Origin of the sequence: Pigmentiphaga sp. (assembly GCF_033795525.1) — a bacterium.
GTDB lineage: Bacteria > Pseudomonadota > Gammaproteobacteria > Burkholderiales > Burkholderiaceae_B > Pigmentiphaga.
In genome coordinates this window covers 75,644-98,591 of sequence record NZ_JARYGM010000003.1, presented here as the reverse complement: position 1 = coordinate 98,591, position 22,948 = coordinate 75,644, and the positions used below count along the sequence as shown (strand labels likewise).

Here is a 22,948-nt window from a genome sequence, read left to right as displayed (position 1 = left end):
CAGGAGATTGTAGCGACGGCACCGGTCCTGGCCGCTGTGCGGCCGAGTCCCGTGATGCTCAGAACTGATGTTCGATGGATGCCGGCTTGCCCGGTTGGATGGTCAGCGTCGTTTCATACGGCGGGAGATCGGCGTTGCGTACGACGATCCGGTGCTTGCCCGGCGGCAGCGATAGTTCGCGCAGCGGAGGACTGGGGCCGCGCGACTGTCCATCCACGACGACTTCGCCCCACGGGCTGATCTTCAGCTGTACGCGCACGGGCTGCGTATCGGCGGGGGCGGGCACCGGTGGGGCGGCCGGCGCCATGGCGGCCGGGGGCGGGGCCGCATCGTGGTCCGGCATGGTTGCGGCGGGGACAGCAGGCGTCGGGGGGGCCGGTGGCGGCGCCATGGGAGGTGCCGCTTCGGGTAGCGCGACAGATTCCGGCGTTACGGGCAGGGCCGAGGGTTCGGATGCAGGCTGGGTGGTGCCGGTCTCCTCGTGCGCGACGGCTGGAGGCGTGGGCACTTCGGGGGCGGCAAGCTCGGGCCCGGCGAGCTGCGGCGCAGGAAGTTCCGGCTCGGGCTCGGCCGGTTGTGCGGCATGCTCGGGCGTTGCGGCAAGCTCGGGCGTTGCGGCGGGCGAAGGCGCCTGCGGCGCGGGGCCCCATTCGCGGCCCAGCAGCCAACCCAGGGCGGCCGCGAGCACCACGGCCACGATGGCGGCATACCAGGGCGACACGCGCCGCGATGGCGTCTCCTTGGCGGAAAGGGGCGCCTCGCTAGGAGGGCGGGACGCCGGTGCTTCCACGGGCTGGCCGGCGAGGGCATCCACTCCCGCGGCTGCCGCCATGGGAGCGACGGCCGCAGCTGGCTCCAGGGGCGCAGTGGCGTGCGCGGCTTGCGGGCGCATCTGCAGCATATCGGTCCAAGTCTCGATCGACGCGGGCCGGTCCGACGGCCACAGTGCCAGCGCGGCATCGATGGCGGCCAGTACCGTGGCCGGATGGTTCCCGGCGGGCTGCCGAGTCAGTGGCTCGTATTCGTCGGCAATGGAACGGCGCGGCGCAGCGGGAGGCCGCTTGCCGGTGACGGCTTCATAGGCGAGCGCGCCCAGTCCATAGATGTCGGCCGATGGGCCGGGCCGCGTGGCAGGGTCGTCCAGATACTGTTCCAGTGCGGCATAGCCATCCTCCCAGGGCGCGGGATAGTCGTCCAGGCTCGCCGCCAGTGCGCGGGCGGCGGCATCTCCCGGCAGCAGCAGGGGCTGTCCATCGGCCAGGCGCATCAGATGGGAGAAGGCGACCGCGCCGTGGTAGTGTCCCGCACGATGCACGGCCTGGAGTGCCCCCAGCAGAGGCTCGAGGAGCGCCTTGAGCTCGTCGGCTCCGCACCCGCCGGCGGGCTTGAGCGGCACCGCGGCCGGAGCAGGAGAGGCCGCATAGACCGTGCCGTTGCGGTGTATGACATCGAGCACGCCCAGCAAGGCCGGATGATGAAGATGCGCCATCCATTCGGCCTCGTCGGCGAACGCACGCAGTCCCGCTTGCCATGCATCGCCCTGGCTTTCTGGCGGCAGTATCGCGCCGTCGGTGTTGGATCGCCGGGCCAATGCGGCCGGAAAGTATTCCCGCAGCAGGGCAGGCGACTGCCTCTGGGTGTCGAAGGCCAGGTACTCGACCTGCACGGGGGTGCGGCGCAACTCCCGGCGAATTTCGTAAGGCCCGATGCGTACACCCGCGGACAGGCCGGGAACCTGAGAATGTCCCGTTATGGCTTCCACCGCTTTCTCCTAGATCAGGCCGAGGGGGCGCGGTGCTCCCGTCGGTGCGAACAAATGGCAGAAAAGCGCGGTATTCAGGCCGCCGCCGTGCAGCCAGGTCTGCAGCGGCTGCCCCGCGCTTTGGTTGGTCCACCAATAGCTGGTGCGCCCATCCGGATCGAAATACAGGGCCAGGTCGGGCCAGCCGGGCGGCATGCCTTCGTTGGCGGAATGGCCGCCGGCCGTAACGGTGGGCGCGGGCACCGGCGTCGGCATAATGGGCGGCGCGGCCAAGTCGGGGAGCGGAGCCGTCTCGGGCGTGGCCAGCCCGCTCGTGCCGAGGACGTCCAGGATGTCGCCGCTGCCCGGGTATGCGCCCGGCTGCGGTGCGCCGGCGGGGCCGTTCAGGATGGCCAGGATGTCGTCCCCCGGCTGGTTCGGTCCAGGTGGGAGAGACGCTGAAGGAAGGTAGGGCGTCCGGTCCGCGGTGTCGGTAGGTTTTCGAGCGGGCCGCTCGGCAGCTGGCATGCCCGCATGCCGCACCACGCTCGATGCTGCGCGCAGCAATTCGTCGTCCAGCTGGTCGGGGCCGCGGCGGTGGGCCAGCGCGCCGCTCAGCGCGGCGCCGAGGCCATGGTAGAACTCGCCCGACGACGCCAGCAGCGCGGGGCGATAGTCCGTGCGCGGGACCCGCAGTGCCGCGCACACCGGGTACTCGCGTCCTACCCTGTCGTGGCTTGCGGCGATGCTGCCTACCTGTACGTAGGGAACGCCCAGGCTCGCGGGAATGGCGAAGTTCCAGACCTGGCCGGCGCGGAAGATCTGCGAGGCGCCCGGCTGCAGCCGCAGGCCCGCCATGCCGCCTCGCATCCATCGATCCCACCATTCCAGCAGGTCCCGGGGAATGCGCCGGCTGACGAAATCGCCGGCGGACGGAATCTTGCCGTACCAGCCGAAGACCTTCTCTGCCTGTCGGTTCATGTCGGGAATTCCCAAGGAGGGCAGGCCGGCCCGTCCGCGGCAACGAGTACGGTGCATGTCGTCGTCATCGTCATCCTAGGTGCCGCCGCCGGGACAACGGAAGCCTTCCATCTCGGGCAGACGGAAAGGGCTCTTGACGCTGTGCGCGGCGATCTCCAGCGCCACCTTGCGGCCGTCGAGGTCGAACGTCGCCACCACGATTTCCGGCGAGCGTCCCGGTGCGAGGGCGGCGCGGTCCACGAATCGGTTCAGGGCCCATGGCCCTTCCGTCGCGATGCCCGATGCGGACACTTGCGGGGTCAACTGCAGCCGGACCTGGGTGCCGCCGCGCGGCCCCGGCCATTGCACCGTCGTGGCCACTTGCGGGCCATGCGCATAGCGGATGATCTGGCCATCCACGTCCAGCGTCATTTGCGAAATACCGGGATCCATTTCCAGCGGCTTGATCGATACCGAGAACGATGGCGTCTGTTTGCCGCCCGAGAAGTAGACATCCCGTATGACCGAGGCGCGCTGGAAGGCATCCAGATAGGCCGAACGCGTGCCGCCGCCGCCTTCGATGCCGGGCTTGAACCGCCAGCTGGCGCCCAGGGTGTCGACCTGGCTGGCCAGGTTGTTCTGGAAGAACTGGTCCATCGCCGCGCCGGGGCCGAATAGCCGGGCGAGGTCGTTGTAGGCCACGTCGCGCTGGGAACGGCGGGCGAACGGATACCGGCCTTCGAGCGTTTGCCGGCAGGATAGCCCGATGGTCGATGCGACGTTTCCTTCCAGGCTGGCCCGGTAGCGGCCCGACACGTTGTTGGCCGAGCTCAGCGATAGCTCGTTGACCACGCCGTTCAAGGGGCCCGGCAGGCGGCTGGCTTCGACGCGCAGCTTGGTGACCACCTCGGAGGCCGGCGGTTCGGTGCTGCTGCGCAGGGCGGCGTCGGCCGAGGTCAGGAAGGTGTAGAGCTCGTTGATCAAGGCAACCGTACCTGCCACAGGGGGCTGGCCGCTCGTGCCTTCCGTGACCAGCCGGCGCCAGGGTTCGAAGTGCCGGTCCACCACCGCCTCGGGTTTGTCTTCGGCAGGTGCCGCCGATGCCGTGGGCGGACCGACGGGCCCGAACATCTGTTCCAGCGCATCGGCCGTGCCGCGCACTCGCTCGCGCGCCCGGTCTACCAGGGAGCGTTCGGTGCTGTCGCTGTCGCGCAGCAGGGTGGTCTGCTGCGCGACTTCGTTGGCCAGCCGTATCAGCGGCGAGTCGGAGGCCGACAGGGTGCGCGCGACCTGTATGCTTTCGAGCAGCGTGGCAGCCTTGCGCAGGCTTAGATCGCCCAGATAGGCGTCCCATTGCTTGATGTAGTCATTGAAGTAGAGGCGCTTGACCGAGGCGACGAAGCGGGCGTGTTCTTCCTTGGCGGCCTCGACCGGGGCCTCCAGCCCCAGCACCCAGGCATCGTCGCGCCGCATGCGGGCCACGATCTCGTCGACCCGGGGGTTCAGCAGGTCCCAGTAGCCGCGGTAGCTGAACAGGCCTGGCACGCCCTCGGTGATCGGACGGCCGCTGGTGCGCCGGAATACCGATGCGGCCTGCGGCCCGGCCATGGACGATACGCTGAATTCGTCCATGGGCATGCGCATCAGGATGCGCCGCAAGCGGCTGTAGGCGCGTTCCGCAGGCGAATAGGAAGCCAGCCTTTCACGCTGTTGCTGCACCAGGTTTTCGTCATACACGAAGGGCGACTTCAGCACTTTGTCCCGCAGCAAATTCGACAGGTGCAAGTGCAAGGTGTCGTACTGTTGCCGGGTGTAGCCCGCCGGCATGGTGCGCAGCAAGTCCGAGAGCACCCACGTCAGCATGAAGTCGCCGTCATAGCGGCCGGCGTCGTACAGCATGAGGTAGGCGCGCAATGCTTCGTAGGTGTATTCCAGGTCGTTGGGCGGCGCGTTGCGCAATGCGTTCTCGATGCGCCTGGCCACATGGTGCGCCAGCGTCTGGTCCAGGCCACGCTGGTAGACGCCGCGGGCGGCGGCGTGGATCTTGTCGCCTTGGTAGAGACCCAGTCCATAACTAAGCGGCGGGGCATCGATGTCGAAACGCTCGCTGCGCGGCAGTTCCCAGATCCGGCTGAGAAAGGGCAGCACGTCTCCCAGCCGGTTGTCCCCGCCGGCCGCCAGCTCCGCCCCTAGTTGCTGGAGAGGGGGGATCTTCGCGGCGACCTCGTCCAGGTAGCGCGCATTGTTGCGGTAGCTGTTGAGCCAGCCGGCCGCCAGCGCCGCCAGCAGTACCGCCGCCGTGGCATAGCCGGCCCAGTGCACCAGCCGGTTGCGGCGTTCCCAGCGCAGGTTGCGTCCGGCCAGGCCGGCTTCCTCGAAAATGACTTTTTGCAGCACATGCTTGAGGAAGTAGCTGCGGCCGTGTTCTCCAGGCACCAGCGCGACGGCCTTGGGGGCTGCGCCCGCTACGCCGAGGTAACGCTTGATGCCGCCCATGGCCGGGTCGAGCATTTCGCCGCCCTGGGTGCCGCTGGTGAAGTACACCCCCCGTACGCTGAGCGCTTCTTCGAAGCGCGAACGGCCGAATATGTCGGAAAGAAAGCGCGCCAGCATATAGCGCAGGCCGGCGAACTGCTGCGGCAGCAGGTACGACAGTGCCCGCTTGGCGGGGTCGGCCTGTTCGGCCAGCAGATCCGGCAGGGCATCGTTCAGTCTGCGATGCAGAAGCTCGTATTCATCGTGGAATGCCTGGAGCAGGTCGAAGTCGGGCGAATTGACCCGCTCCATCTCGAACGTGAAGCCCCAGACCTGCGCCAGTTCTTCCCGGGAAAAGTCCGAGAAGTATTCTTCGAATCCCGAAAGCAGGTCCATTTTGGTGACCAGCACATAGATCGGGAACTGGATGCCCAGGCCTGTGCGAAGTTCCTGCAGACGCCGGCGCAGGACCGCGGCATGTTGGGCGCGCTCGGCTTCGGACGCGGTCAACAGATCGGCAACGCTGATGGTCAGGATGGCGCCGTTGATCGGCTGCCTGCCCCGGAACTTGCGCAGCAGGCCGAGGAATCCCTGCCATTCGCGTTCGTCGCCGACGCGATCGCTTTCATGGGTCGTGTAGCGGCCGGCCGTATCCAGCAGCACTGCGTCGTTGGTGAACCACCAGTCGCAATTGCGGGTGCCACCCACGCCGCGGAACGCCATTTTCCCGAACCGGTCGGCGAGCGGAAACTCCAGGCCGGAGTTCACCAGCGCCGTGGTCTTGCCCGACCCGGGCGCACCGATGAAAACGTACCAGGGCAGCTGGTAGAGATACTGGCGGGAGAAGCGCTCGAACAGCGGCACCGACTGGTTGTGGAAGCGCGTCTTCTTGAGTAGATCGGCCGCTTCGGCAAAACGCTCTTCAAGTTCCCGCAGTTCGGAGGCGGGCGGCTGGGTGGTACTGTTTTCTTCCGTCCTCGCCGGTCGCGACAGTTGTCCGAGCAGTTGCGCATTGAGGCGGCCTTCGCGCCATTTGCGCCATGCCAGGCGCACCAGCCATATCGTGAAGATCGCCGCGATAAGCGCGATCCGGCTGGTGCGGCTTTCCAAGGGACGGATATCGCCGATGGCCACCAAGGGGCCGGCGGCCCAGATCAGGACGGCCAGCGCGAGCAGCCCGAGGAAGTTCCATAGGCCGCGGCTAAGCAGGAAGTTCAGGAGCATGTTCATCGGGCGCCTCCCGAAGCGGGGCCTTGCGACCCCAGCAGCAGGGTGATCTCCACACGCCGGTTGCGGGCGCGATTCTGGGCGCTATCATTGGGTGCCACGGGTTCGGCCGAACCCCGGCCTTCCGCGCGAACCCGGTTGGGTGTGGCGAGACGGCGTTCAAGGACGTCCTTGACCGAGTCGGCGCGGGCTTGGGAGAGATGCCAGTTCGATGGAAAGCGTGCGCTACGTATGGGTACGTCGTCGGTGTGGCCGGTGACCAGGATGTTGCCGCTCGTCGCGTTCAGCGCGTCGGCCACCCTGGAGATCACGGGCAAATAACGATCGCGTACTGCATCGGCGCCCGAGTCGAACATCTGGTCGCCGCGCAGGATGACCACGCTCCTGTCGGCCTCGTCCCGCACCGCCACGAGGCCCTCGCGGATCTCGGGTTCCAGGAACCCGGCCAGCCGCTGTGGCCGTTGAGGGGTGGACGCAGGCGGGGCGGGCACGGGCGCGGCGATGGCGCGCTCCGGCAGCAGGCCGTGGATGGAGGCGAATACGGCGTCGGATCGATTGGCCAGCTTCCATCCCAGCAGCAGGAACAGCAGCAGGCCCAGGGCGGCCACGAGCGCCGCGCATGCCCACAGGGGCAGGGGCAGCTTGCGGGTGGCGACCTGGGCCGGTCTGTCCTGCCAGTGCTGGGCCAAAGGTTGCGCATAGGGCGGCCGCGCATTGCGCAAGATCAGCAGCAGCCGCTGCCGCAGCGTTTCGAGTTGTCCGCGGCCATTGTCCAGGACCCGGTAGCGGCCCTCGAAGCCGAGCGCGAGGCAGTAATAGAGCAGCTCCAGCAGATCGAGATGCGCGGCGGGATTCTGCGATAGGCGCGCCAGCAGCTGGAAAAACTTTTCGCCGCCCCAGGTCTCGTTATGGAAGGTCACCAACAGGCTGTGCGAGGCCCACGCACCGCCGCCCCAAGGGGCGAGCGCAGCCGCTTCGTCGAGCGCGGTGCATAGGCAATACCGGGCGCCGATGATGGTTTCGCTGGGAATGCCCGCCCGCTGGGCGCGCAGTTCGAATCGGCGGATTTCGTCGATCAGGTGGACGCGCAGGCTGGCCGGATCCGGATGGGTAGGTGTTTCGCGTATTTGCGGAATCAGGTTCAACAAGGGGTTGGCCGCCGCCACCAGCGGATTGGCGGCGCTCGGGTTCAGGTCTTCCGCGCCGTGGCCGGCGGGCGGGGCGGCCTGCGGGTTGCTGGCGGGCGGTCGGGCATCGGGCGACGCCATGCTTGGAGCTCCAACGATCGTGTTCATTGACGTATGGCCCAGAATTCCATCGACAGGCCCGGGAATTCGCCGGCCAGGTGCAGCGCCAGCCCGCCGGACTGTTCGAGCTGCTTCCAGAGCTCGCTGCCCTTGTCGAGTTCGAAGTAGACGTGTCCCGCGTGATAAGGGATCTGGCGTGGCGCGACGGGCAGCGCCTGGGCCGTCACTCCCGGCAGCTGCAGATGGACCAGGTCGCGAATGCGCTCGACCGGACCGATCTTGGCCTGGGTCGGAAAGCGGGCGCGCAGCAAGCTCGCGGGCATGTCGGCATGGACAGCCAGCACGAAGCCGGCGTGCCGTACCAGATCGATATCGGGAATCTGGGCGACGCTGACGCCATGGCCCCGGTCGTGCAGGGGAATCTGGAAGGCGTTTTGTTCCAGCACCATCGAGAGGGAGCGCCTGAGTTCTTCCATCAACGGGGCGAAGGTGCCCCAGAGATCGTCATGCCGGTAGATGGGCATGACGTGGCAACGGCGGTCCGGCGAGGTATGGGTGGCCAGGCCGCATGCCAGTTCCAGCCATTCGAGGAACAGCTGTTCCGGATGCCGGTGGGCGTGCTGCGCATGCCAGGTCGCGGCCATATGGCGATTCACCAGTTCCAGCAGCATCAGGTCGGCCAGCTCCCCGGCGCCTGCGCGGTCGGGCTGGATGACGCGGCCGGCGAGCGCAGCGCTGCGCTGGTCCAGCAGTCCGTGCAGTTCGCGCGCGAACCCCGCAAGCAGCGGGTGGTTGCCCGCCGCCAGCATGGGCGGGATATAGTCGCGTGCCAGGGCCAGCCGGTTGTCGCTGCGCCGCTCCAGCACACGGACCACGCCCAGCGCCTGCCATTCGTCGGTGAGCTCGGAGGCCAGCATCAGCCGCAGGCGCAGGCGCCCCAGCTGCATCACCGCCGGTTCGAGCGCCACCGCATTGGCATCGGCCACCTCTTGTTCCAGAACCGCGTAGCGCGCCAACGGTGCCTCGTCGCCGTCGAAGGAAACCGCGACGCCGCCTTGGCGCGCGACCGGCAGCGCCAGCACGACGCCGACGTCGGAGGTGCCGGCAGGCACGTCCAGCGGCGGCGGTGCGTCGTCTCCACCTGAGAATGCGAAGGGCGTACCGTCGGGCATCACGCCGTGGGCCCGGTGCAGCAGTATCTTGCCCAGCGCCAGGGCGTCCTCGTCCAGCTCCAGGGTGTGAAAACCCCAATAAAAGCTTCGTTGCGGCCGGATGCGGGTCTCTACGTAGTTTTCAAGATAGCGTTCGAACTGTTGAAAATGCTGGGGACGCAGGAACATCCCCTCCGACCACACCACGCGATGTTTGGATGCCATGCGGTTTACTTCTCCGGCGACACGTCCAGGCCGCCGTTTCCGACCGATACCTGAAGCTCTTTCTTGCCTGGCGAGAACTGCCAGATCTTGTAGAAGTTGGTGCTGCGCGGTTCAGGCAGCTGAATCGAAACGCGCCATCGGTTGGCCTCCAGGTCGCGGTATTCCGCGACGATCCCGAGCTGGCGCGCCTGGAGGTTGCCGCCACCGGAGAAGTCCGCGCTTTCGCCGGGCCGCAGCATGATCTGTTCGTTCTTGATCAATTCGGCCCCCAGCGTTGCCGATGCGTTGCCTTGCAAAGCGAAGAAATCGCTGGATTCGAAAGCCGTGGCGCTCTTGAGCTCGAATATCTGCAGCCGTATGGGGGAAGGACGGCCGCGGCTGTCGGGGTTGACGTCCTTCGACGCGGTGAAGCGTACGGTGTAGGGAACCGGTAATTGGCTCGCGGTGGATGCGCAGCCCGCCGTCACGCCGGCAAGCACGGCTGCGCACAGCAACTTCGAGCCGGTCAGGAGTAAATCGGGTTTCACGAAATGAGAGCGATGGCGACGAAGACCCTCCTGTATAGGAAGCAGATGTGACACTTGTATGTAAGTCACACCCCTATACATTCCTTGCATTCGCGCACCCGGTTCTAACACTTCTGCTGCCGCGTCGTCATAGAAGCCGCGTATGCGGGACGGCACAATAAGGCGGGCCAGGATCGACTGGCCGTTCTCTTCAAACGGGACTTCTCATGTTCAGACTTCAGGCGCATCGCACGCGGCCTGCGCGCGGTATCCCGGTGGCGGCACTGTTCTTGTGCGTCGGCTCGCTGGCAGCATGTTCGACCGTCAAGAACGACAGCCCACCTTCGCCCGGACAGGCCTATCAGGCGGCCCGCCAGGAGGGGCCCTCGGCCGAGGCCGTGGCGGCGCTGCAGGCCTTGCGCGCGGCCTACGATGCCGGAGACTACGGCCGGACGATACGCCTGGCCGCCACCGACGCGCGCCTTCAAGAAGCTCGCAGCGTGCAGCAGGAAGCCTTGAAGCTGTCGGCGTTCAGTTATTGCCTGACCGGCCATACGGCGCTGTGCCGCGAACAGTTCGCCCGCCTGCTCGCGATCGATCCCGGCTTCGAACTGGGCGCCGCGGAGCGCGGCCACCCCATTTGGGGCAAAGAGTTCGCCACCGTTCGCGACGCGCGCGGCAATGGAGGATAGCCATGCACGAAGTTTCGATTCCGCGCATTACGCTCGACGCGACGCACGATAGTCTGCCCGAGCGCCATGTCGAGATCGCGGCTCCCGGCGGTACGATCGGGCGCCGGGTCGAGAACGACCTGTGCCTGCCTGATCCCGATCAGGACATCGGACGCCTGCAAGCTGTCTTGCGCTACGCCGGTACGCACTGGGAGATCGAGAACCTGGGCGGCCCGGCCGCGCTGCGCGTCAACGAGGCGCCGCTGGCGCGCGGCGGTCGCGCGGTCTTGCAAGCCGGCGACCGGATAGAGCTGGGCGCCTGGCGCTTGTCGGCGCGGCTTGCTGCCGGCGACACTGCGGGTGATTCACCGCAGCCCGCGCCGCAGGACGTATTCAGCGATCTGTTCGGTCCCGGCGCCTTGCCGGTAGGCGGCGACGCCGCACCCCGGCCGTCGACGCCGCCGGCGCGCGGTTTCGCGCAGCCGTCGAATACCGCGGTCCATCCCTTCCAGCTCGATTCCGCGATGGGGCGCAACGACCCGGATCCGCTCGCGCGCGTGGCTTCGCCCATCGAACTGTCGCAGATAGGCCGGAACGAAACCGATCCGCTGGCGCTGTTCCGGCATTCCGATCCGTCGATCCCCCATATCCTGTCGGATCCGAGACCGACCACTCTGCGCGACGCTTTGTCCGATCCGCCCGCGCCGGACGGCGAGGGAAGCGGACGTTAGCCGCGCTGCAGGACCCGGTCTGCGAAGCGCTTGAAGTCGGCCAGTCCGAAGTCCTTCAATTCCTGCAGATACTGTTCTTGCCGGGCCGCCACGGCTTGCAGGTCGTCCCGCCCCAGCAACGCTGCCAGCCCCAGCACCCGCTTGGCACGCGATCCATGCAAGGGATGGTGCCCCCAGGCGGACCGGTCGGCCGGCGCAAGCAGGTCATAGGCGGCGGCCAGGTCGGAGTAGCGTTCGAAATAGGGCAGGGCGTGCTGCGCGAACCATTCGATCAGCGATGCGGCGACCTTCGCCACGTCCGGCTCGCCGGCTACCGTCCAGCGGAACTGCGCGCCTTGGACGAGGTTGCCCAATTCGATGCCGAGCGAGGCCGTAGCGGCTTTTTCTTTCTTGGATAGCAGCTTGTTGTCGGCGTTGACGAGTTCTTCGAGCCGCTCGAAGCGGATGGCGACGTCGGCGGTTACATCGAAATCCGCCTCGTGCTCGATGAATCCGAGGTGGAACTCCTGCCGTCCTTCCGGAAAGGGACGGACGAAGGATTGCTCTTTGGGTTGCGGCGTGAACCCATGCGGCGTCACGCCCGCGGCGACCGCTTGCAGCAACTGCTGCTGATGCTGCCGTAGGTGGGGATTCTTCATGCTAGTAGTGCCGTTCTATGGTTTCGAGGATCACGTGCTGTCCGCGTAGCGCGGCCGGGGCATTGACACCCGTCACGACGCCGCCTTCGCTTGCCAGGGCGGCATCCTTGGCCAGTTGTGCCGCGTTTCTCACGGCGTTTCCCGATTTCACTTCGACTGCCATGATACGGCCATCCGGTGTCTGGATCAGGTGATCGATCACCCGGTTGCCCTGGCTGGTGCGTACCGTAACCTGGCTGCCCAGAATCGTATTGCCTTCGCTGGCCAGGTCGATGGCGGCCTGCCGTTCGGCGGCGCGGCCTGCCGCGCGGTTGGCCGCCAGGACTTCCGCCGGCGTGCGGCGCACCGGTTGGGTCGGTTCGGCCACGCGCGGCACCGCCCTGGCGCGGACGTTACGCGCCGCACCGCGGGTCAGCAAGGCCACCAGCGTGCCGACCCCGATGGCGGCGACCGCTTCGGCCAATGCCTCCGCCGCGCGGTCGAGCTCGGCATGGCTGCCGGCCGATACCGTCAGGCGGATGAATTCGGCGATGGCGCGAATGGCGCCAAAAATGCTCCAGCCCACCATCGCGTAGCCAATGGCAATGAGGGCCGCATCGGCGATGAATCCGACGCCGGCGGCATGCGAACCTGCCCAGACCACCAGCGTGCCTACCACCACGATCAGCGTTTCGGGTGCAAGCAGCGCCGAGAACGCCCCTTGCATTTCGGCGGGCAGCTTGGGCAAGGTGAGCCTGAGGACCTCCGAGAAACGCTCGGCCAACGACCATTGCGATACCGGCCGCGGTGCGGCCGCAGCCACGGCCGGCACACCGGCCGCCACCACGTCCGGCCGCGCGGCCGCCGCGGAGGGCAGCCGGGTCGACGGTACGCCGGCATCGGGCAGCCGGACTACACCGATGGTTCGCCGTTGGGCCAGCGTCGTGACAGCGCCTGCGAGCTCCGGCGGGGCCAGCCGCGCGGCGCCCAGGCTGTCGCGGCTGATGCGCTGGTATGCGCCGCGCAACGCTGCCAGCGCAGCGCCGTCGGTCAGGTAGGGCCGCAGCGCTGCCTCGAGCACTTGGCGGTCCTGCAGCAAGGCCGGCGGGGCCAGGCGGTCGAAACAGTGTGCCGGGCCCACCAGCAGCCGCTCGCCGGGCCGCTCCAGGACCGCGATTTCGCCGGGTGCGCAGACGGAGATCCCCATGTCGCCCCCTTCGTCAGGCAGCCAGCATGAGGATCTTGAATTGGCTCGGCACAATGCGCATGCCCAGCGCGTTATTGCGGTTCTGCATGGACAGGCTGGTCATCCGGGTGGCCGGCGTTCCTTTGACCAATACCGTAAAGGCGCCGGTGATATGGCGCGATGGGCCCATCACGGAGGGCGCGGCAATGCCGAGCATCACGCCAGGCGTGTCCCCCATCGTGATCGGCGTGGTGGTGGCGAGGTTGTGGGCAGGCGTTCCCATGTAGAGGATGTTCCAGGCATTGGGGATTGCGGTCGGGCCCATCGCCATATTGGGATAAGGAATCGGCAGCGCCGCCGGCGGGGTCTTGCACACGTCGGGAAAGGCCAGGTCCATTCCCATCATCTGGCAGTTGGCGAACATGGGATCTCCTTTAGCCGATATGGATCTGCGCGGCGTCCACCTTCACCACATGCTTGCCGGTGACGATGGTCTGCGGCGCGTGCAGCCGCGCCAGGTGCTCGGCCTGGATGTCGAGATGCCCGACCCGGGCCTGATCGGTCTTCTCCACGAGCCGGAAAGCCGTGCGGCTGATGTGCACGAGCCGGTCCAGCACGGCTTCGTAGAGGTTGCCGACCAGCTTGACCTGTCCCACCGCGGCATGTAGCGCCGAGCCGATCCAGCGCATCGAGGCAATGCGGGCCTCACCTTGCTCGGCGGCCACCGCCAGGCGGGGCGACTCGAGCTCGATCGCCTCCCGGCCCGACAAACGCACGACGTCCGCGCTTTCGATGGCGACGCTGCCCCGGGGTGTTCGCAGCAAGAGGTCGCCCGGCGCGTCGATGCAGAGCGCGCCGGGCTCGGCCTGTTCGACGACGGCAAGCAGGTACACGCGATACCGGTCGGGACCGGCGATCAGGACCGTGTCACCCGGGCCGGGCCGCAGCAGGCAACTGGCGGCACGGCGGCACTGCCATGCGGTGCCGTCGCAGTCGATGCGATAGATATCGCCCGGCAGCACCTCCGCGACCGTGCCAAGCAGGTTGATCGACGGGGATGGTTGCTCCGGCGTTGCGCTGCGCAGTGCGGTTATCGGCATGGCATTCCTCTCGTACGTTCCAGGTGTGGGTTCATCGGCAGCCGTCGGGTCTCATCGGTGTTTTGCGGCGGACCACAATTCGGCCTCGAACAGTTCATCGTCTTTTTCCAGCAGTCCGCCGCGGTGCCCCCAACGGGTATCCTGCGTCAACGCCCGGTGGATCTTGGTCCGTTCGAACCGGGCCTCGCGGAAATCGGCACCGCGCAGATCGGCGTAGGAAAAGTCGGCGTATCGCAATTGCGTCGCGTTGAAGCGCGCTCCTTCGGCACGGGCGCGGTGAAGCACCGCCTGGACCAGGCTAGAGCCGCTGAAGTCGGCGCCGTCCAGTTGGGCATCGACCCATGCGCTCTGGTCGAAGTTGGCCCCGCGGCAATCCGCGCCGCGCAGCAGCGCTTCGGGAAACATGGCGTAGGGCGCCTGGGCGCCCGCCAGCACCGCGCGCTCCATGGATGCGCCCTTGAACACGCATTGCTCCAGCCCTGCCCGCTGCAGGGAGCAGTCGTCCAGCCGGGCGTCTGTGAACTGGCTCAGCCGGAAGTGCTGGTTGGACAAATCCTGGCCGCGCAGGTCCGCTTCCACGAAGATGGCGTTATCGAAACGCGCTCCGGCCAGGGACGCGCGGCGCAGGTCGAGCTGGTAGAAGATCGCGCCTTTGAACACTCCGCCGTCGAATCGCGTGCCGTCCAGTGCACACTCGAAGAACACGGTTTTCTCCAGCGCGTCGGTAAAGAACCGGCTGCCGTCGAGTACGGTCTGGTTGAACTTCGTTTCGCGCAGCGCCGCGCGCTCGAAGTCGCCCCGCTCGATGCGGCAATTGCCGAGAACAGCTTCGTCCATCGCGGCGCCGGCCAGGCAGGCGTCCGGAAGCGAGCAGTCCAGCATGGCGCCCTGGCGCAGGTCCGCTTCGACCAGCCGCGCGCCCGAAAAGTCGCATTCGATGAACTGCGATTCGCGCAGATCGGCGTGGGATAGATCGACGCCACGGAAGTCCACCTGCCGGAACACGCCACCCGACAGATCGAGCCCGGCCAGGCTCCATCCGCGGCAGCTCCGTCCTTCGATGACATCGCCTCGCCGGACCATGGACTGAAGCCTGCCCGGCGTCATGCAGCCGCCTCCCGCCGCAGAGGCCGTGTCTTGGCCAGGCGGGTGTAGGAGCCCTCCAGCCGGGTGGTGTCGTCGAGCACAGCCTGCGCCAGGTCGGCCCGGAACAGGTTGGCCCCGCGCAGGTCGGCGCCGGCCAGGTCCGCCTTGGCCAGCATCGTGTCGATGAGGACGGCATCGCGTAGCGATGCGCCGGCCAGCCGGGCGCGGATGAAGAGCGAATCCGGTGCCGTGCAGCGCGACAAGTCCGCGCCTTCCAGGCCGCAGGCCGACAGGTCGCTGTTCTCCAGCCTGGCGCCGCTGAGGTCGCTGCCAGCCAAGTCTATGCCGCGCAGGCAGCACTGGGTCAGCCGCGTGCCGCGCAGTGTCGATTGCCGCGCTGAGCTCTTGCCGGCGATACAGGTCGTGCGCAGTTCCGCGTCTGTGAAGTCCAGGGCACCATCGGCATCGACATCGATGAAGGCGCACGCCTGCAGCGTCGCTTGCGTGAACGAGAGCCGGGCCAGCGTCGCGCGAATGACATTGACCTTGTCCCATACCGCGCGGTCGAAGCGCAGGCCGTCCAGCATCACGTCGGCGCCTATCATCACTCCCTTGAGCGTCGCGGCCTCGAAACTGCAGGAGAGCAATCGGCCCTTGAGCAGGGAGATGTCCTCCCACCGCGATTGCGAGAAATCGCAGTCGTGGCCTTCCAGTCCCTCGAGCAGCGTATCGCGCAGGATTGCGCCCTGGAAGCCGGTTCCGCTGCAACGAGCCAGGCTGAGATTCGCGGCAGCCAGATTGGCGCCGGACAGCGACGCCCCTTTCAGGTCGGCGCGTACCAGCACCGCTTCGGTCAAGTCGGCGCCATCGAGGCGCGTGCCCTGCAGGTCCGCGCACTCCATCAGGGCGCCCGCCAGGGTCGCGCCGCGCAGGTCCATGCCGGACAGGTCCGCGCCGGTCAAATCCAGATGGGCGAGATTCCGGTCATTCCGCATGCGCTGCTCGATGTCCTCCCGCACCCGGCGCGACTGGGCCGGCGACATGGGGTCGGCCGCGGCCTGCTCATGGGCGCTGAGCCGATACAATTTGCGCAGCGCGGCCTCGTGCTCGTCCATCCGCTGCATCAAGGCAGACGGCGAGCGCGCAGGCTCGTCTGGGTCGACAGGCAGCGCCGCGACAGCTTCACGCATGGCCGCGAGTTCGCCGCGCGTCTGCAGCGCAGGCGGTCCCTTGGGCCGGTCGGCCCGCTGGTCCAGCACGGCTTCCAGCATCTCCGGAGCCAGGCCGGATGCCGTCTGGGGGCCGTCTGCCGAAGCCAGCAGTTCGCGCAATTCACGACGCTTGGCTTCGAGTTCCGCCCGCTGTTCCCGTTCGACCTGCTCGGCCTTCTCCATGTAGCCGGGCAGTCCGTCCAGGTCCGGCAATTCTTCCAGCGGCGATGCCGGCATGGCATAGCGCTCCGGATCCTGCCCTTCGTCCAGCAGCTGCTGGCGCATGTCGGCCCGCGCCGCCTCTCCGCGGGCGCGGGCGTTGCGCCAGAGCGGGCTCGATGGTTCCGTCAGGGCCACCGTATCCAGCCAGGGGCCGAGCGCAGCGTCAGGCACCAGGTCGCGATCGCGGAACATATGCAAGGCGCCCTTGTCCGGGTCCAGCCGGCTGGCCAATACCGAGCGGTAGTGACCGTCGGTGCGCGGTTCGCCGGCGCTCTCGAGCGCTGGCATCAGATTCAGGATGTCGCTGGCATCGTCTTCGGCGATCGGAGCGGCGCCGTGATAGACCAGGATCACCCGTTCGCGGTCCGGAAAGAACCAGGCTGTGGTGAGGCGCAGGTCGACGGCCTCGGGGTCTTGTTTTCCTTGCCGGGTGAGGAAGCATCGCGCCCGCCATGAAGGCAAGCGGCCGCGCAGGCAATGATGCCGCGGATGCATGTTCCAGATCTCGTAGACGGCGTCGTCCGGCACCCGGCCGCTGGCCGGCCACCACTGGTCGGGCTGTGCCGCGTTGAACAGCCGCCAGTCCATGTCCTTCGCAAAACCTGGGAACGATTCCTCCAGCCAGCGCTGGTCATAGGCCCGCCCGATGCGTTCGAACCGTTCAGGCCAGCTCAGGTCCAGCGGCCCATATCCGGCCGGGCGAGGCTTGCGGTCCGGCCGGTTCATCAAGTCGTCCGGCCGTTCGATATTCGGCAGCCGGCGCACGTGTACGCCATTGACGACCTCGTCCACCGTTCCCCGGCCTAGCGGGTTGGCGGTGTGATCCGGGCCGCCGTAGGCATGGCGCCAATCTATAGGCATCGACTCGAAGGGCTGTGGCGCGGTTGCGCGGCCATTGAGCCAGTAGCGGTCACCGAAGACCAGCAGCGGCTTTTCGACTTCCGCCACGCGCACTTTTACGGCGCAGGCGGTCTTGTCCTGCTGGTGGGCGGTATAGGCGCGGCCGGAAACCAGGAACTCGGCACAGGCCTTGGGAACGGCCATGTCGAGTACTGCGCCTTCGCCCAGTTCTTCCGACGCCATCTTCCACATTTCCGGCTCGGGATAGAGCTGGTCCAGGTCGTCCAGGCCAGACATCGCCAGTACGCCGATGCCGAGCAGCCAGCGGCCTTCGTGCAGGAACGGCCGGTGCATGACACCGAGACGAAATGGCTTGACGATCTTCATGGCAAGACCGTCGGTGTCCGGCGCCGGTCGACCGCGATCTGCGCCGGGTCCGCCGGATCGAGCACGATGTGGATATGCTTGCCGGGCGCGAAGTTGGCGATCAGTTCTTCGGCGATATAGGCCCGCAGGGTGGCCTCCTGCGGCTGCTGCGCGGTGTCGACATAGCGCACCGTCATGTCCATGCCCATGTCGTAGGTGCGGCCGACGCGGCCGCGCTTGAGCGTCATCACGGTGGCTTCCGCCGATACGCCTCGCTCCGCCAGGCGCAGCCAGCGCGCTTCTTCCTGGTTGTAGACGGCGCCGCTACGGACGGTATAGAAGATCACGGTCCCCGCGACCGCCACGGTAACCAGCGCGGCCACCAGCCATGCGGTCCAGACGCCGTCCATCATGATTCCACCGTCAGGCCGTTGGCCCGAAGGTCCAGGCCGGAGTTGCTGACTCTCGCCGCGGCCCGGCGCGCCTCGACGACGTTGTTCACCATCTTCAGGGTGCTGTTCTTGTTCTGGAACAGCGAGAACTCCAGCTTGACCAGCGCGGCCTGCGAGTTCACGACGTAGATCTGTTGCCGGGCGCCCCACAGGTCGAGCGAGGCCCCGATGATCGAGAATCGCAAGCCCGTGCCCGAGGCGCGTTTCGCGGTCCAGAAGCTTTCGCTGGCCGTGTTCACTTGCCAGCCCGGTGCATTCACAGTAACCGCGGGCGCGGTGACAGTGATCGGTCCGGTGGTGGTCTTGGTGACGGGACCGTTCACCGTAGAGGTGTGGAAGGCGTTCACCGTCTCGGTCCGTCCGCCGGTGGTGGTGAGGATTTCCTGGCCGTTGACGGTCGCAGTCAACGCGCCGGTGATGGCCCAGGTCGCGCCCCCCACGATGGTGCGCGACTCCCCGCCGGTGATGTTCTCGGTCACGCCGCCTGCGATCACGCGCGTCTCCCCGCCCGCGATGGTTTCGCTGACCCCGCCTGTCACGTTGCGGTTCTCGCCGCCCGTGACGGTTTCGGTGACGCCGCCATTGACCGTGCGCGTCTGCCCGCCGTTGATGGTTTCCACTGCGCCGGCGTTGACCAGCCGGTGCTCGCCGCCGTTATAGGTGGCGGTTTCCAGGCCCGTAACGTTTGTCGTGCGCGTGCCGGTAACGTCGAGTTTTTCGTTGCCCGTGATGGCGGTGGTGCGGTTGCCGCCGACCGTGCGCGTCTCGTCTGCTTCGACTTCCGTATCGAGATTACGCTCGGCATGCAGCCACACCTGCTCGGCGCCTTTCTTGTCCTCGAAGCGCAGCGCATTGGCATTGGCGGGCGAACCGCCCTTGCTGGAGCGCGTCAGGACGCCGCTTTGCGTGGCGGCGCCCGGCAGCGGCCAGGGCGGCATGCGGTCGGCGTTGTAGACGCGGCCGATGATGATGGGCCGGTCCGGCTCGCCGCCGATGAAATCGACCAATACTTCGTCGCCGATGCGCGGCAGGAAGATGGCGCCATAGTTGGCGCTGGCCCATGAGCTGGAAACCCGTATCCAGCACGAGCTGTTCTGGTCGCGCCGGCCATAGCGGTCCCAGTGGAACTGGACTTTCACGCGGCCGTACTCGTCGGTCCAGATTTCCTCGCCTTCGGGCCCCACCACGACAGCGGTTTGCGGCCCGTGGGTGCGGGGCTTGGCGGTGGCGCGCGGCGGGCGGAAGGGTATGCCGGTCGGCTGTACGCCCAGGTCGACGTCGAACAGGCCCGGACCGTCGTCGCCACTGGCATAGCCGCCCTCCCGCAATTGGTAGTTCATGTCCACCACGAGGTATTCGCGGTTCTCCGAGGCACGGGGGTGGTTGCGCAGTTCAAAGCGATATCCCGGAGCCAGCCCGCGGGCATTGGTATGGGCTGCGACGCGCTCGTGCCGGCTTTGCAGTTCCTCCAGACGGATGCGCGAATAGAACTCCGCCTGTTCCGGTTCGGTATAGCCGCCCAGCCAGTCATAGACTTCCATGTCGGCGTAGTCGTAGGTTCCGGGGTTGCTGCGCTGCGAGTCCAGGCCGGCCCGGGGCTTGCGGAAGTCGAAATCCACCGTGGCGAACCCGCCCGGCGTGATTTCCTCTGCCACCACCCACCGGTCGATGTATTCCTCCTGCGGCACTGCGACCCGGTCCGGACCGTAGTAGGGCACGCTTTCGTATCCGGGGGCGGCTTCGTGGGCACTCAAGTCATCGGCCAGTACCAGCGTATGCTGCCCTTGCTCGTGCTTGAAGTAGTAATAGATGCCTTCGTGCTCCATCAGGCGGTTGACGAAGGCGAAGTCGGTCTCCTGGTACTGCACGCAGTAGTTCCACGGCCGATAGCTGCCGGTGAGTTTCTTCTCGACCGGAAAGCCGTATTCCCCTAGGACCTCGTCCAGGATCTCCGGCACCGTCTTGGTCTGGAATATCTTGTTGTCCGAGGTCTGCGTCAGATACCACAGCCACGGACGGACCGACGCCCGGTAGATATAGTTGCGCGAGGTGCCGCCATCGCGACCCACCAGGGCGCAGCGGACGACGTGCCCGCTCAGGAACCGGCTCGACAGCCAGTCGGTCTGGATTTCCAGCGTCAGCGGCTTGCCCAGCAGTTGCTTCATATCGAGTGAGTGGGTGGAGGCGACGAGGTCCACCTCGAACTCGAACAGCCTGGAAAGGCCTTCGCTGCCGTACATCGAACGGAATGCCAGCAGCGGTCCCAGCGGCGTGTGGGCTTGTATGGTTCGGTTCACAGGCTGCTCCTTTCCGTAAACACATAATCGAAGTCGCTGTGGGAGGCCGCGATCTCGATGGCCTCCAAGGCGCGGCCCGACGCTGACGCTTCCAGCAGCTCGCGGCTGATGCGGGGCAGCACGGTATTGGTCAGGATGGCGTCGATCAGGCGTCCGCCGGACTCGACCTCGTTGCAACGGGCCGCAACGAGCGCCACCGCGCTGTCGTGGCAGGTCAAGGCGATGCCGTGGTTTTCCTGCAGCCGGTCCCGGATCCGATCGAGCTGCAGCCGTACGATCTGCTGCAGCTGTGCCGGGCCCAGCGGGTAATAGGGGACCACCACCATGCGTCCGAGCAGCGCCGCCGGGAACGCCTTGAGCAATTCCGGCCGCAGCGCGTCGGCAAGCGCCTGGGGTGCGGGAATGAGGTCTTCGTCGGCGCAAAGGGCCAGGATCTTGTCGGTGCCGACGTTGGTGGTAAGAATCAGGACCGTATTGCGGAAGTCGATGGCCCGGCCTTCCCCGTCCTCCATCCAGCCTTTGTCGAACACCTGGAAGAACAGCTCGTGCACGTCGGCATGGGCTTTCTCCAGCTCGTCCAGCAGCACGACGCTGTAGGGGCGTCGCCGTACGGCTTCGGTCAGGACGCCTCCTTCGCCATAGCCGACGTAGCCCGGCGGGGCGCCTTTTAGCGTGGAGACGGTATGCGGCTCCTGGAATTCGCTCATGTTGATGGTGATCAGGTTCTGCTCGCCGCCGTACAGTGTTTCGGCCAGCGCGAGGGCGGTTTCGGTCTTGCCGACACCGCTCGGTCCGCACAGCAGGAAAACGCCGACCGGCTTGCCGGGATCGTCCAGCCGGGCGCGCGAAGTCTGGATCCGCCTGGCAATGGCTTCCAGCCCCGGGCGCTGGCCCACCACCCGTCGGCTCAGGGTGTCTGCCAACGCCAGGACTGCCTCGGCCTCGTCGCGTACCATGCGGCCGACGGGAATGCCGGTCCAGTCCGCGACGATGGCCGATACCGCATGGTGGTCTACGCAGGGATGCAGCAAAGGCGCTTCGCCCTGCAGGGTGCGCAGGGCGTGCTGGAGCCCGGACAGCCGCTCGCGGGCGGCCGCGGCGGCACTTTCATCGTCGGTGCCGCGGTCCAGGGTCACCCGCAACCCGGCAATCTGTTCCGCCAGGTTGCGTTCTTGCCGCCAGCGCGCTTCCAGGGCCTGCAAGGCGGCCCGCTCGGCGTCGATCTGCCGGGCCAGGCGGGCCGGACGGTCGGCGTCTCCATCGCCGGCGCGCCGCTCGCGTTCGGCGATGCGATGCTCGATTTCGAGCGCTTCGATGCGCCGCCGGCAGTCCTCTACCGCGGGCGGCTGCGCGTGCTGGCTGACGGCTACTCGCGCGCAGGCGGTGTCGAGCAGCGCGACGGCTTTGTCAGGCAGTTGCCGCGCCGCGATATAGCGATGCGAAAGCCGCACCGCGGCCTCGATGGCTTCATCGAGCAGCACCACCCGATGGTGAGCCTCGAGCTGGCCTGCGATGCCGCGCAGCATGACGATGGCCTGTTCTTCGCTCGGCTCGCCTACCTGGATGACCTGGAAGCGCCGCGTGAGCGCCGGGTCCTTTTCAATGTACTTCTTGTATTCCGCCCACGTGGTGGCGCCCACGGTGCGCAACAGGCCGCGGGCGAGCGCGGGTTTGAGCAGGTTCGCCGCATCGCCGGTGCCTGCCGCGCCGCCCGCGCCGATCAAGGTGTGGATTTCGTCGATGAAAAGCACCACCGGGCGGGGACTGGCCTGCACCTCGTCGATCACCTGTCGCAGCCGTCCTTCGAATTCTCCTTTTACGCCCGCGCCGGCCTGCAGCAGCCCGATGTCCAGCTGCAGCAGCGCGACCTCGCGCAGCGGAGGGGGCACGTCGCCCGTTGCCAGGCGCAGTGCCAAGCCTTCGGCCACGGCGGTCTTTCCCACGCCGGCCTCGCCGGCAAGCAAGGGATTGTTCTGTCGGCGGCGCATGAGCACGTCGATCACTTGCCGGATTTCCTCATCGCGTCCTGAGACGGGATCGATCTCGCCGCGGCGTGCCCGTTCGGTCAAGTCGACCGCATACTTGGCCAAGGCGCTGTCTCCGGATCGGCCGCGCGCGGCGCCGGCGGCCGGCGCGCCGGCCTGTTCCCATTGGTCTTCGGGCGAGCCTTGCACGATGGAGGCAAGCTCGCGGGCCAGCACGTCGGGGACGACTTTCTCGAATTCCCGGGAGATGCCGTGCAGCACGTTGCGCAGCGTGAAGGTCTTGGTCAACGCCACCAGCAGGTGGCCGCCGCGTATCCGCTGGGCATCGAATTTCAGCGTGGCGTAGATCCACGCCCGTTCGACCGCTTCGTCGATGTGCGAGGCGAGGTCCGATACCGTGCCGGCGCCGCGCGGCAGGCGGTCCAGCGCGATGGCGATGTCCCGGTCGAGCGTGGCCGGGTCGACATCGGCACGGCGGAGGACACGGTGCAGATCGCTGTCCTGTGCCTGCAGGAGCTGGTGCAGCCAGTGCACGAGCTCTACGAAAGGATTGCCGCGCAGCTTGCAGAAGGCCGTGGCGCTTTCCAAGGACTGGAATAGCAGCGGATCCAGTTTCCCGAATAAAGTGGCGCGGCTGATTTCCGACATGGGT

General features: G+C 67.2%; 17 protein-coding genes. 2 read left to right on the top strand and 15 right to left on the bottom strand.

What is annotated here, in order from left to right; all coding sequences use genetic code 11:
• Nucleotides 1–58 precede the first annotated feature (58 nt).
• The 6 genes from QHC78_RS09050 to tssJ form a co-directional block, all read right to left on the bottom strand.
• Nucleotides 59–1,762, bottom strand: coding sequence for a serine/threonine-protein kinase (locus tag QHC78_RS09050; RefSeq protein WP_319743653.1), 1,704 nt, complete (start codon nt 1,760–1,762; stop codon nt 59–61).
• A 9-nt stretch (nt 1,763–1,771) separates the two neighbouring features.
• A complete protein-coding gene (gene tagF / locus QHC78_RS09045) occupies nt 1,772–2,722 on the bottom strand; it encodes a type VI secretion system-associated protein TagF (protein WP_319743651.1) in 951 nt (316 codons plus the stop codon).
• Nucleotides 2,723–2,797: 75 nt separating this feature from the next.
• Nucleotides 2,798–6,406 (bottom strand): type VI secretion system membrane subunit TssM, encoded by a 3,609-nt coding sequence (tssM, locus tag QHC78_RS09040; RefSeq protein ID WP_319743649.1) that lies wholly within the window; start codon nt 6,404–6,406, stop codon nt 2,798–2,800.
• Complete coding sequence (locus QHC78_RS09035) at nt 6,403–7,698, bottom strand: DotU family type VI secretion system protein (protein WP_319743647.1); 1,296 nt, start codon at nt 7,696–7,698, stop codon at nt 6,403–6,405. The genes tssM and QHC78_RS09035 overlap by 4 nt, the downstream gene beginning before the upstream one ends.
• On the bottom strand, nt 7,695–9,026 hold the full coding sequence (gene tssK / locus QHC78_RS09030; protein ID WP_319743645.1) for a type VI secretion system baseplate subunit TssK: 1,332 nt from the start codon (nt 9,024–9,026) through the stop codon (nt 7,695–7,697). Before tssK ends, QHC78_RS09035 begins: the two co-directional genes overlap by 4 nt.
• A gap of 5 nt (nt 9,027–9,031) precedes the next feature.
• The gene (gene tssJ / locus QHC78_RS09025) at nt 9,032–9,553 is read right to left on the bottom strand and encodes a type VI secretion system lipoprotein TssJ (protein WP_319743643.1); all 522 of its coding nucleotides are present in this window, start codon (nt 9,551–9,553) and stop codon (nt 9,032–9,034) included.
• Nucleotides 9,554–9,759: 206 nt separating this feature from the next.
• Between tssJ and QHC78_RS09020 the strand changes: the two genes are divergently transcribed.
• Nucleotides 9,760–10,224, top strand: coding sequence for a TssQ family T6SS-associated lipoprotein (locus tag QHC78_RS09020; RefSeq protein ID WP_319743641.1), 465 nt, complete (start codon nt 9,760–9,762; stop codon nt 10,222–10,224).
• Between the two features lie 2 nt (nt 10,225–10,226).
• A complete protein-coding gene (locus QHC78_RS09015; protein ID WP_319743639.1) occupies nt 10,227–10,934 on the top strand; it encodes an FHA domain-containing protein in 708 nt (235 codons plus the stop codon).
• Here QHC78_RS09015 and QHC78_RS09010 read toward each other — a convergent pair.
• Genes QHC78_RS09010 through tssH form a run of 9 tightly spaced genes read right to left on the bottom strand, consistent with a single transcriptional unit; the run spans nt 10,931 to nt 22,944 of the window.
• A complete protein-coding gene (locus tag QHC78_RS09010) occupies nt 10,931–11,572 on the bottom strand; it encodes a hypothetical protein (protein ID WP_319743637.1) in 642 nt (213 codons plus the stop codon). The two genes, QHC78_RS09015 and QHC78_RS09010, sit on opposite strands and share 4 nt — an antisense overlap.
• Before the next feature lies 1 nt (nt 11,573).
• A complete protein-coding gene (locus tag QHC78_RS09005) occupies nt 11,574–12,758 on the bottom strand; it encodes a hypothetical protein (protein WP_319743635.1) in 1,185 nt (394 codons plus the stop codon).
• 13 nt (nt 12,759–12,771) lie between these two features.
• Complete coding sequence (locus QHC78_RS09000; protein ID WP_319743634.1) at nt 12,772–13,161, bottom strand: DUF4150 domain-containing protein; 390 nt, start codon at nt 13,159–13,161, stop codon at nt 12,772–12,774.
• A gap of 10 nt (nt 13,162–13,171) precedes the next feature.
• Nucleotides 13,172–13,837 (bottom strand): DUF3540 domain-containing protein, encoded by a 666-nt coding sequence (locus QHC78_RS08995; RefSeq protein WP_319743632.1) that lies wholly within the window; start codon nt 13,835–13,837, stop codon nt 13,172–13,174.
• A gap of 51 nt (nt 13,838–13,888) precedes the next feature.
• On the bottom strand, nt 13,889–14,944 hold the full coding sequence (locus tag QHC78_RS08990; RefSeq protein ID WP_319743630.1) for a pentapeptide repeat-containing protein: 1,056 nt from the start codon (nt 14,942–14,944) through the stop codon (nt 13,889–13,891).
• Nucleotides 14,941–17,583 (bottom strand): DUF2169 family type VI secretion system accessory protein, encoded by a 2,643-nt coding sequence (locus QHC78_RS08985; protein WP_319743629.1) that lies wholly within the window; start codon nt 17,581–17,583, stop codon nt 14,941–14,943. The genes QHC78_RS08990 and QHC78_RS08985 overlap by 4 nt, the downstream gene beginning before the upstream one ends.
• Complete coding sequence (locus tag QHC78_RS08980; protein WP_319743627.1) at nt 17,580–17,975, bottom strand: DUF3592 domain-containing protein; 396 nt, start codon at nt 17,973–17,975, stop codon at nt 17,580–17,582. The genes QHC78_RS08985 and QHC78_RS08980 overlap by 4 nt, the downstream gene beginning before the upstream one ends.
• Nucleotides 17,972–20,311 (bottom strand): type VI secretion system Vgr family protein, encoded by a 2,340-nt coding sequence (locus QHC78_RS08975; protein WP_319743625.1) that lies wholly within the window; start codon nt 20,309–20,311, stop codon nt 17,972–17,974. The genes QHC78_RS08980 and QHC78_RS08975 overlap by 4 nt, the downstream gene beginning before the upstream one ends.
• The gene (tssH, locus tag QHC78_RS08970; protein ID WP_319743623.1) at nt 20,308–22,944 is read right to left on the bottom strand and encodes a type VI secretion system ATPase TssH; all 2,637 of its coding nucleotides are present in this window, start codon (nt 22,942–22,944) and stop codon (nt 20,308–20,310) included. The genes QHC78_RS08975 and tssH overlap by 4 nt, the downstream gene beginning before the upstream one ends.
• Nucleotides 22,945–22,948 lie beyond the last annotated feature (4 nt).

Bases quoted from the DNA above. Each gene is read 5' to 3' on its own strand.
- tagF (WP_319743651.1), bottom strand. From the start codon at position 2,722: ATGAACCGACAGGCAGAGAAGGTCTTCGGCTGGTACGGCAAGATTCCG.
- tssM (WP_319743649.1), bottom strand. From the start codon at position 6,406: ATGAACATGCTCCTGAACTTCCTGCTTAGCCGCGGCCTATGGAACTTC.
- QHC78_RS09035 (WP_319743647.1), bottom strand. From the start codon at position 7,698: ATGAACACGATCGTTGGAGCTCCAAGCATGGCGTCGCCCGATGCCCGA.
- tssK (WP_319743645.1), bottom strand. From the start codon at position 9,026: ATGGCATCCAAACATCGCGTGGTGTGGTCGGAGGGGATGTTCCTGCGT.
- QHC78_RS09020 (WP_319743641.1), top strand. From the start codon at position 9,760: ATGTTCAGACTTCAGGCGCATCGCACGCGGCCTGCGCGCGGTATCCCG.
- QHC78_RS09015 (WP_319743639.1), top strand. From the start codon at position 10,227: ATGCACGAAGTTTCGATTCCGCGCATTACGCTCGACGCGACGCACGAT.
- QHC78_RS09010 (WP_319743637.1), bottom strand. From the start codon at position 11,572: ATGAAGAATCCCCACCTACGGCAGCATCAGCAGCAGTTGCTGCAAGCG.
- QHC78_RS09005 (WP_319743635.1), bottom strand. From the start codon at position 12,758: ATGGGGATCTCCGTCTGCGCACCCGGCGAAATCGCGGTCCTGGAGCGG.
- QHC78_RS09000 (WP_319743634.1), bottom strand. From the start codon at position 13,161: ATGTTCGCCAACTGCCAGATGATGGGAATGGACCTGGCCTTTCCCGAC.
- QHC78_RS08995 (WP_319743632.1), bottom strand. From the start codon at position 13,837: ATGCCGATAACCGCACTGCGCAGCGCAACGCCGGAGCAACCATCCCCG.
- QHC78_RS08990 (WP_319743630.1), bottom strand. From the start codon at position 14,944: ATGACGCCGGGCAGGCTTCAGTCCATGGTCCGGCGAGGCGATGTCATC.
- QHC78_RS08985 (WP_319743629.1), bottom strand. From the start codon at position 17,583: ATGAAGATCGTCAAGCCATTTCGTCTCGGTGTCATGCACCGGCCGTTC.
- QHC78_RS08980 (WP_319743627.1), bottom strand. From the start codon at position 17,975: ATGATGGACGGCGTCTGGACCGCATGGCTGGTGGCCGCGCTGGTTACC.
- tssH (WP_319743623.1), bottom strand. From the start codon at position 22,944: ATGTCGGAAATCAGCCGCGCCACTTTATTCGGGAAACTGGATCCGCTG.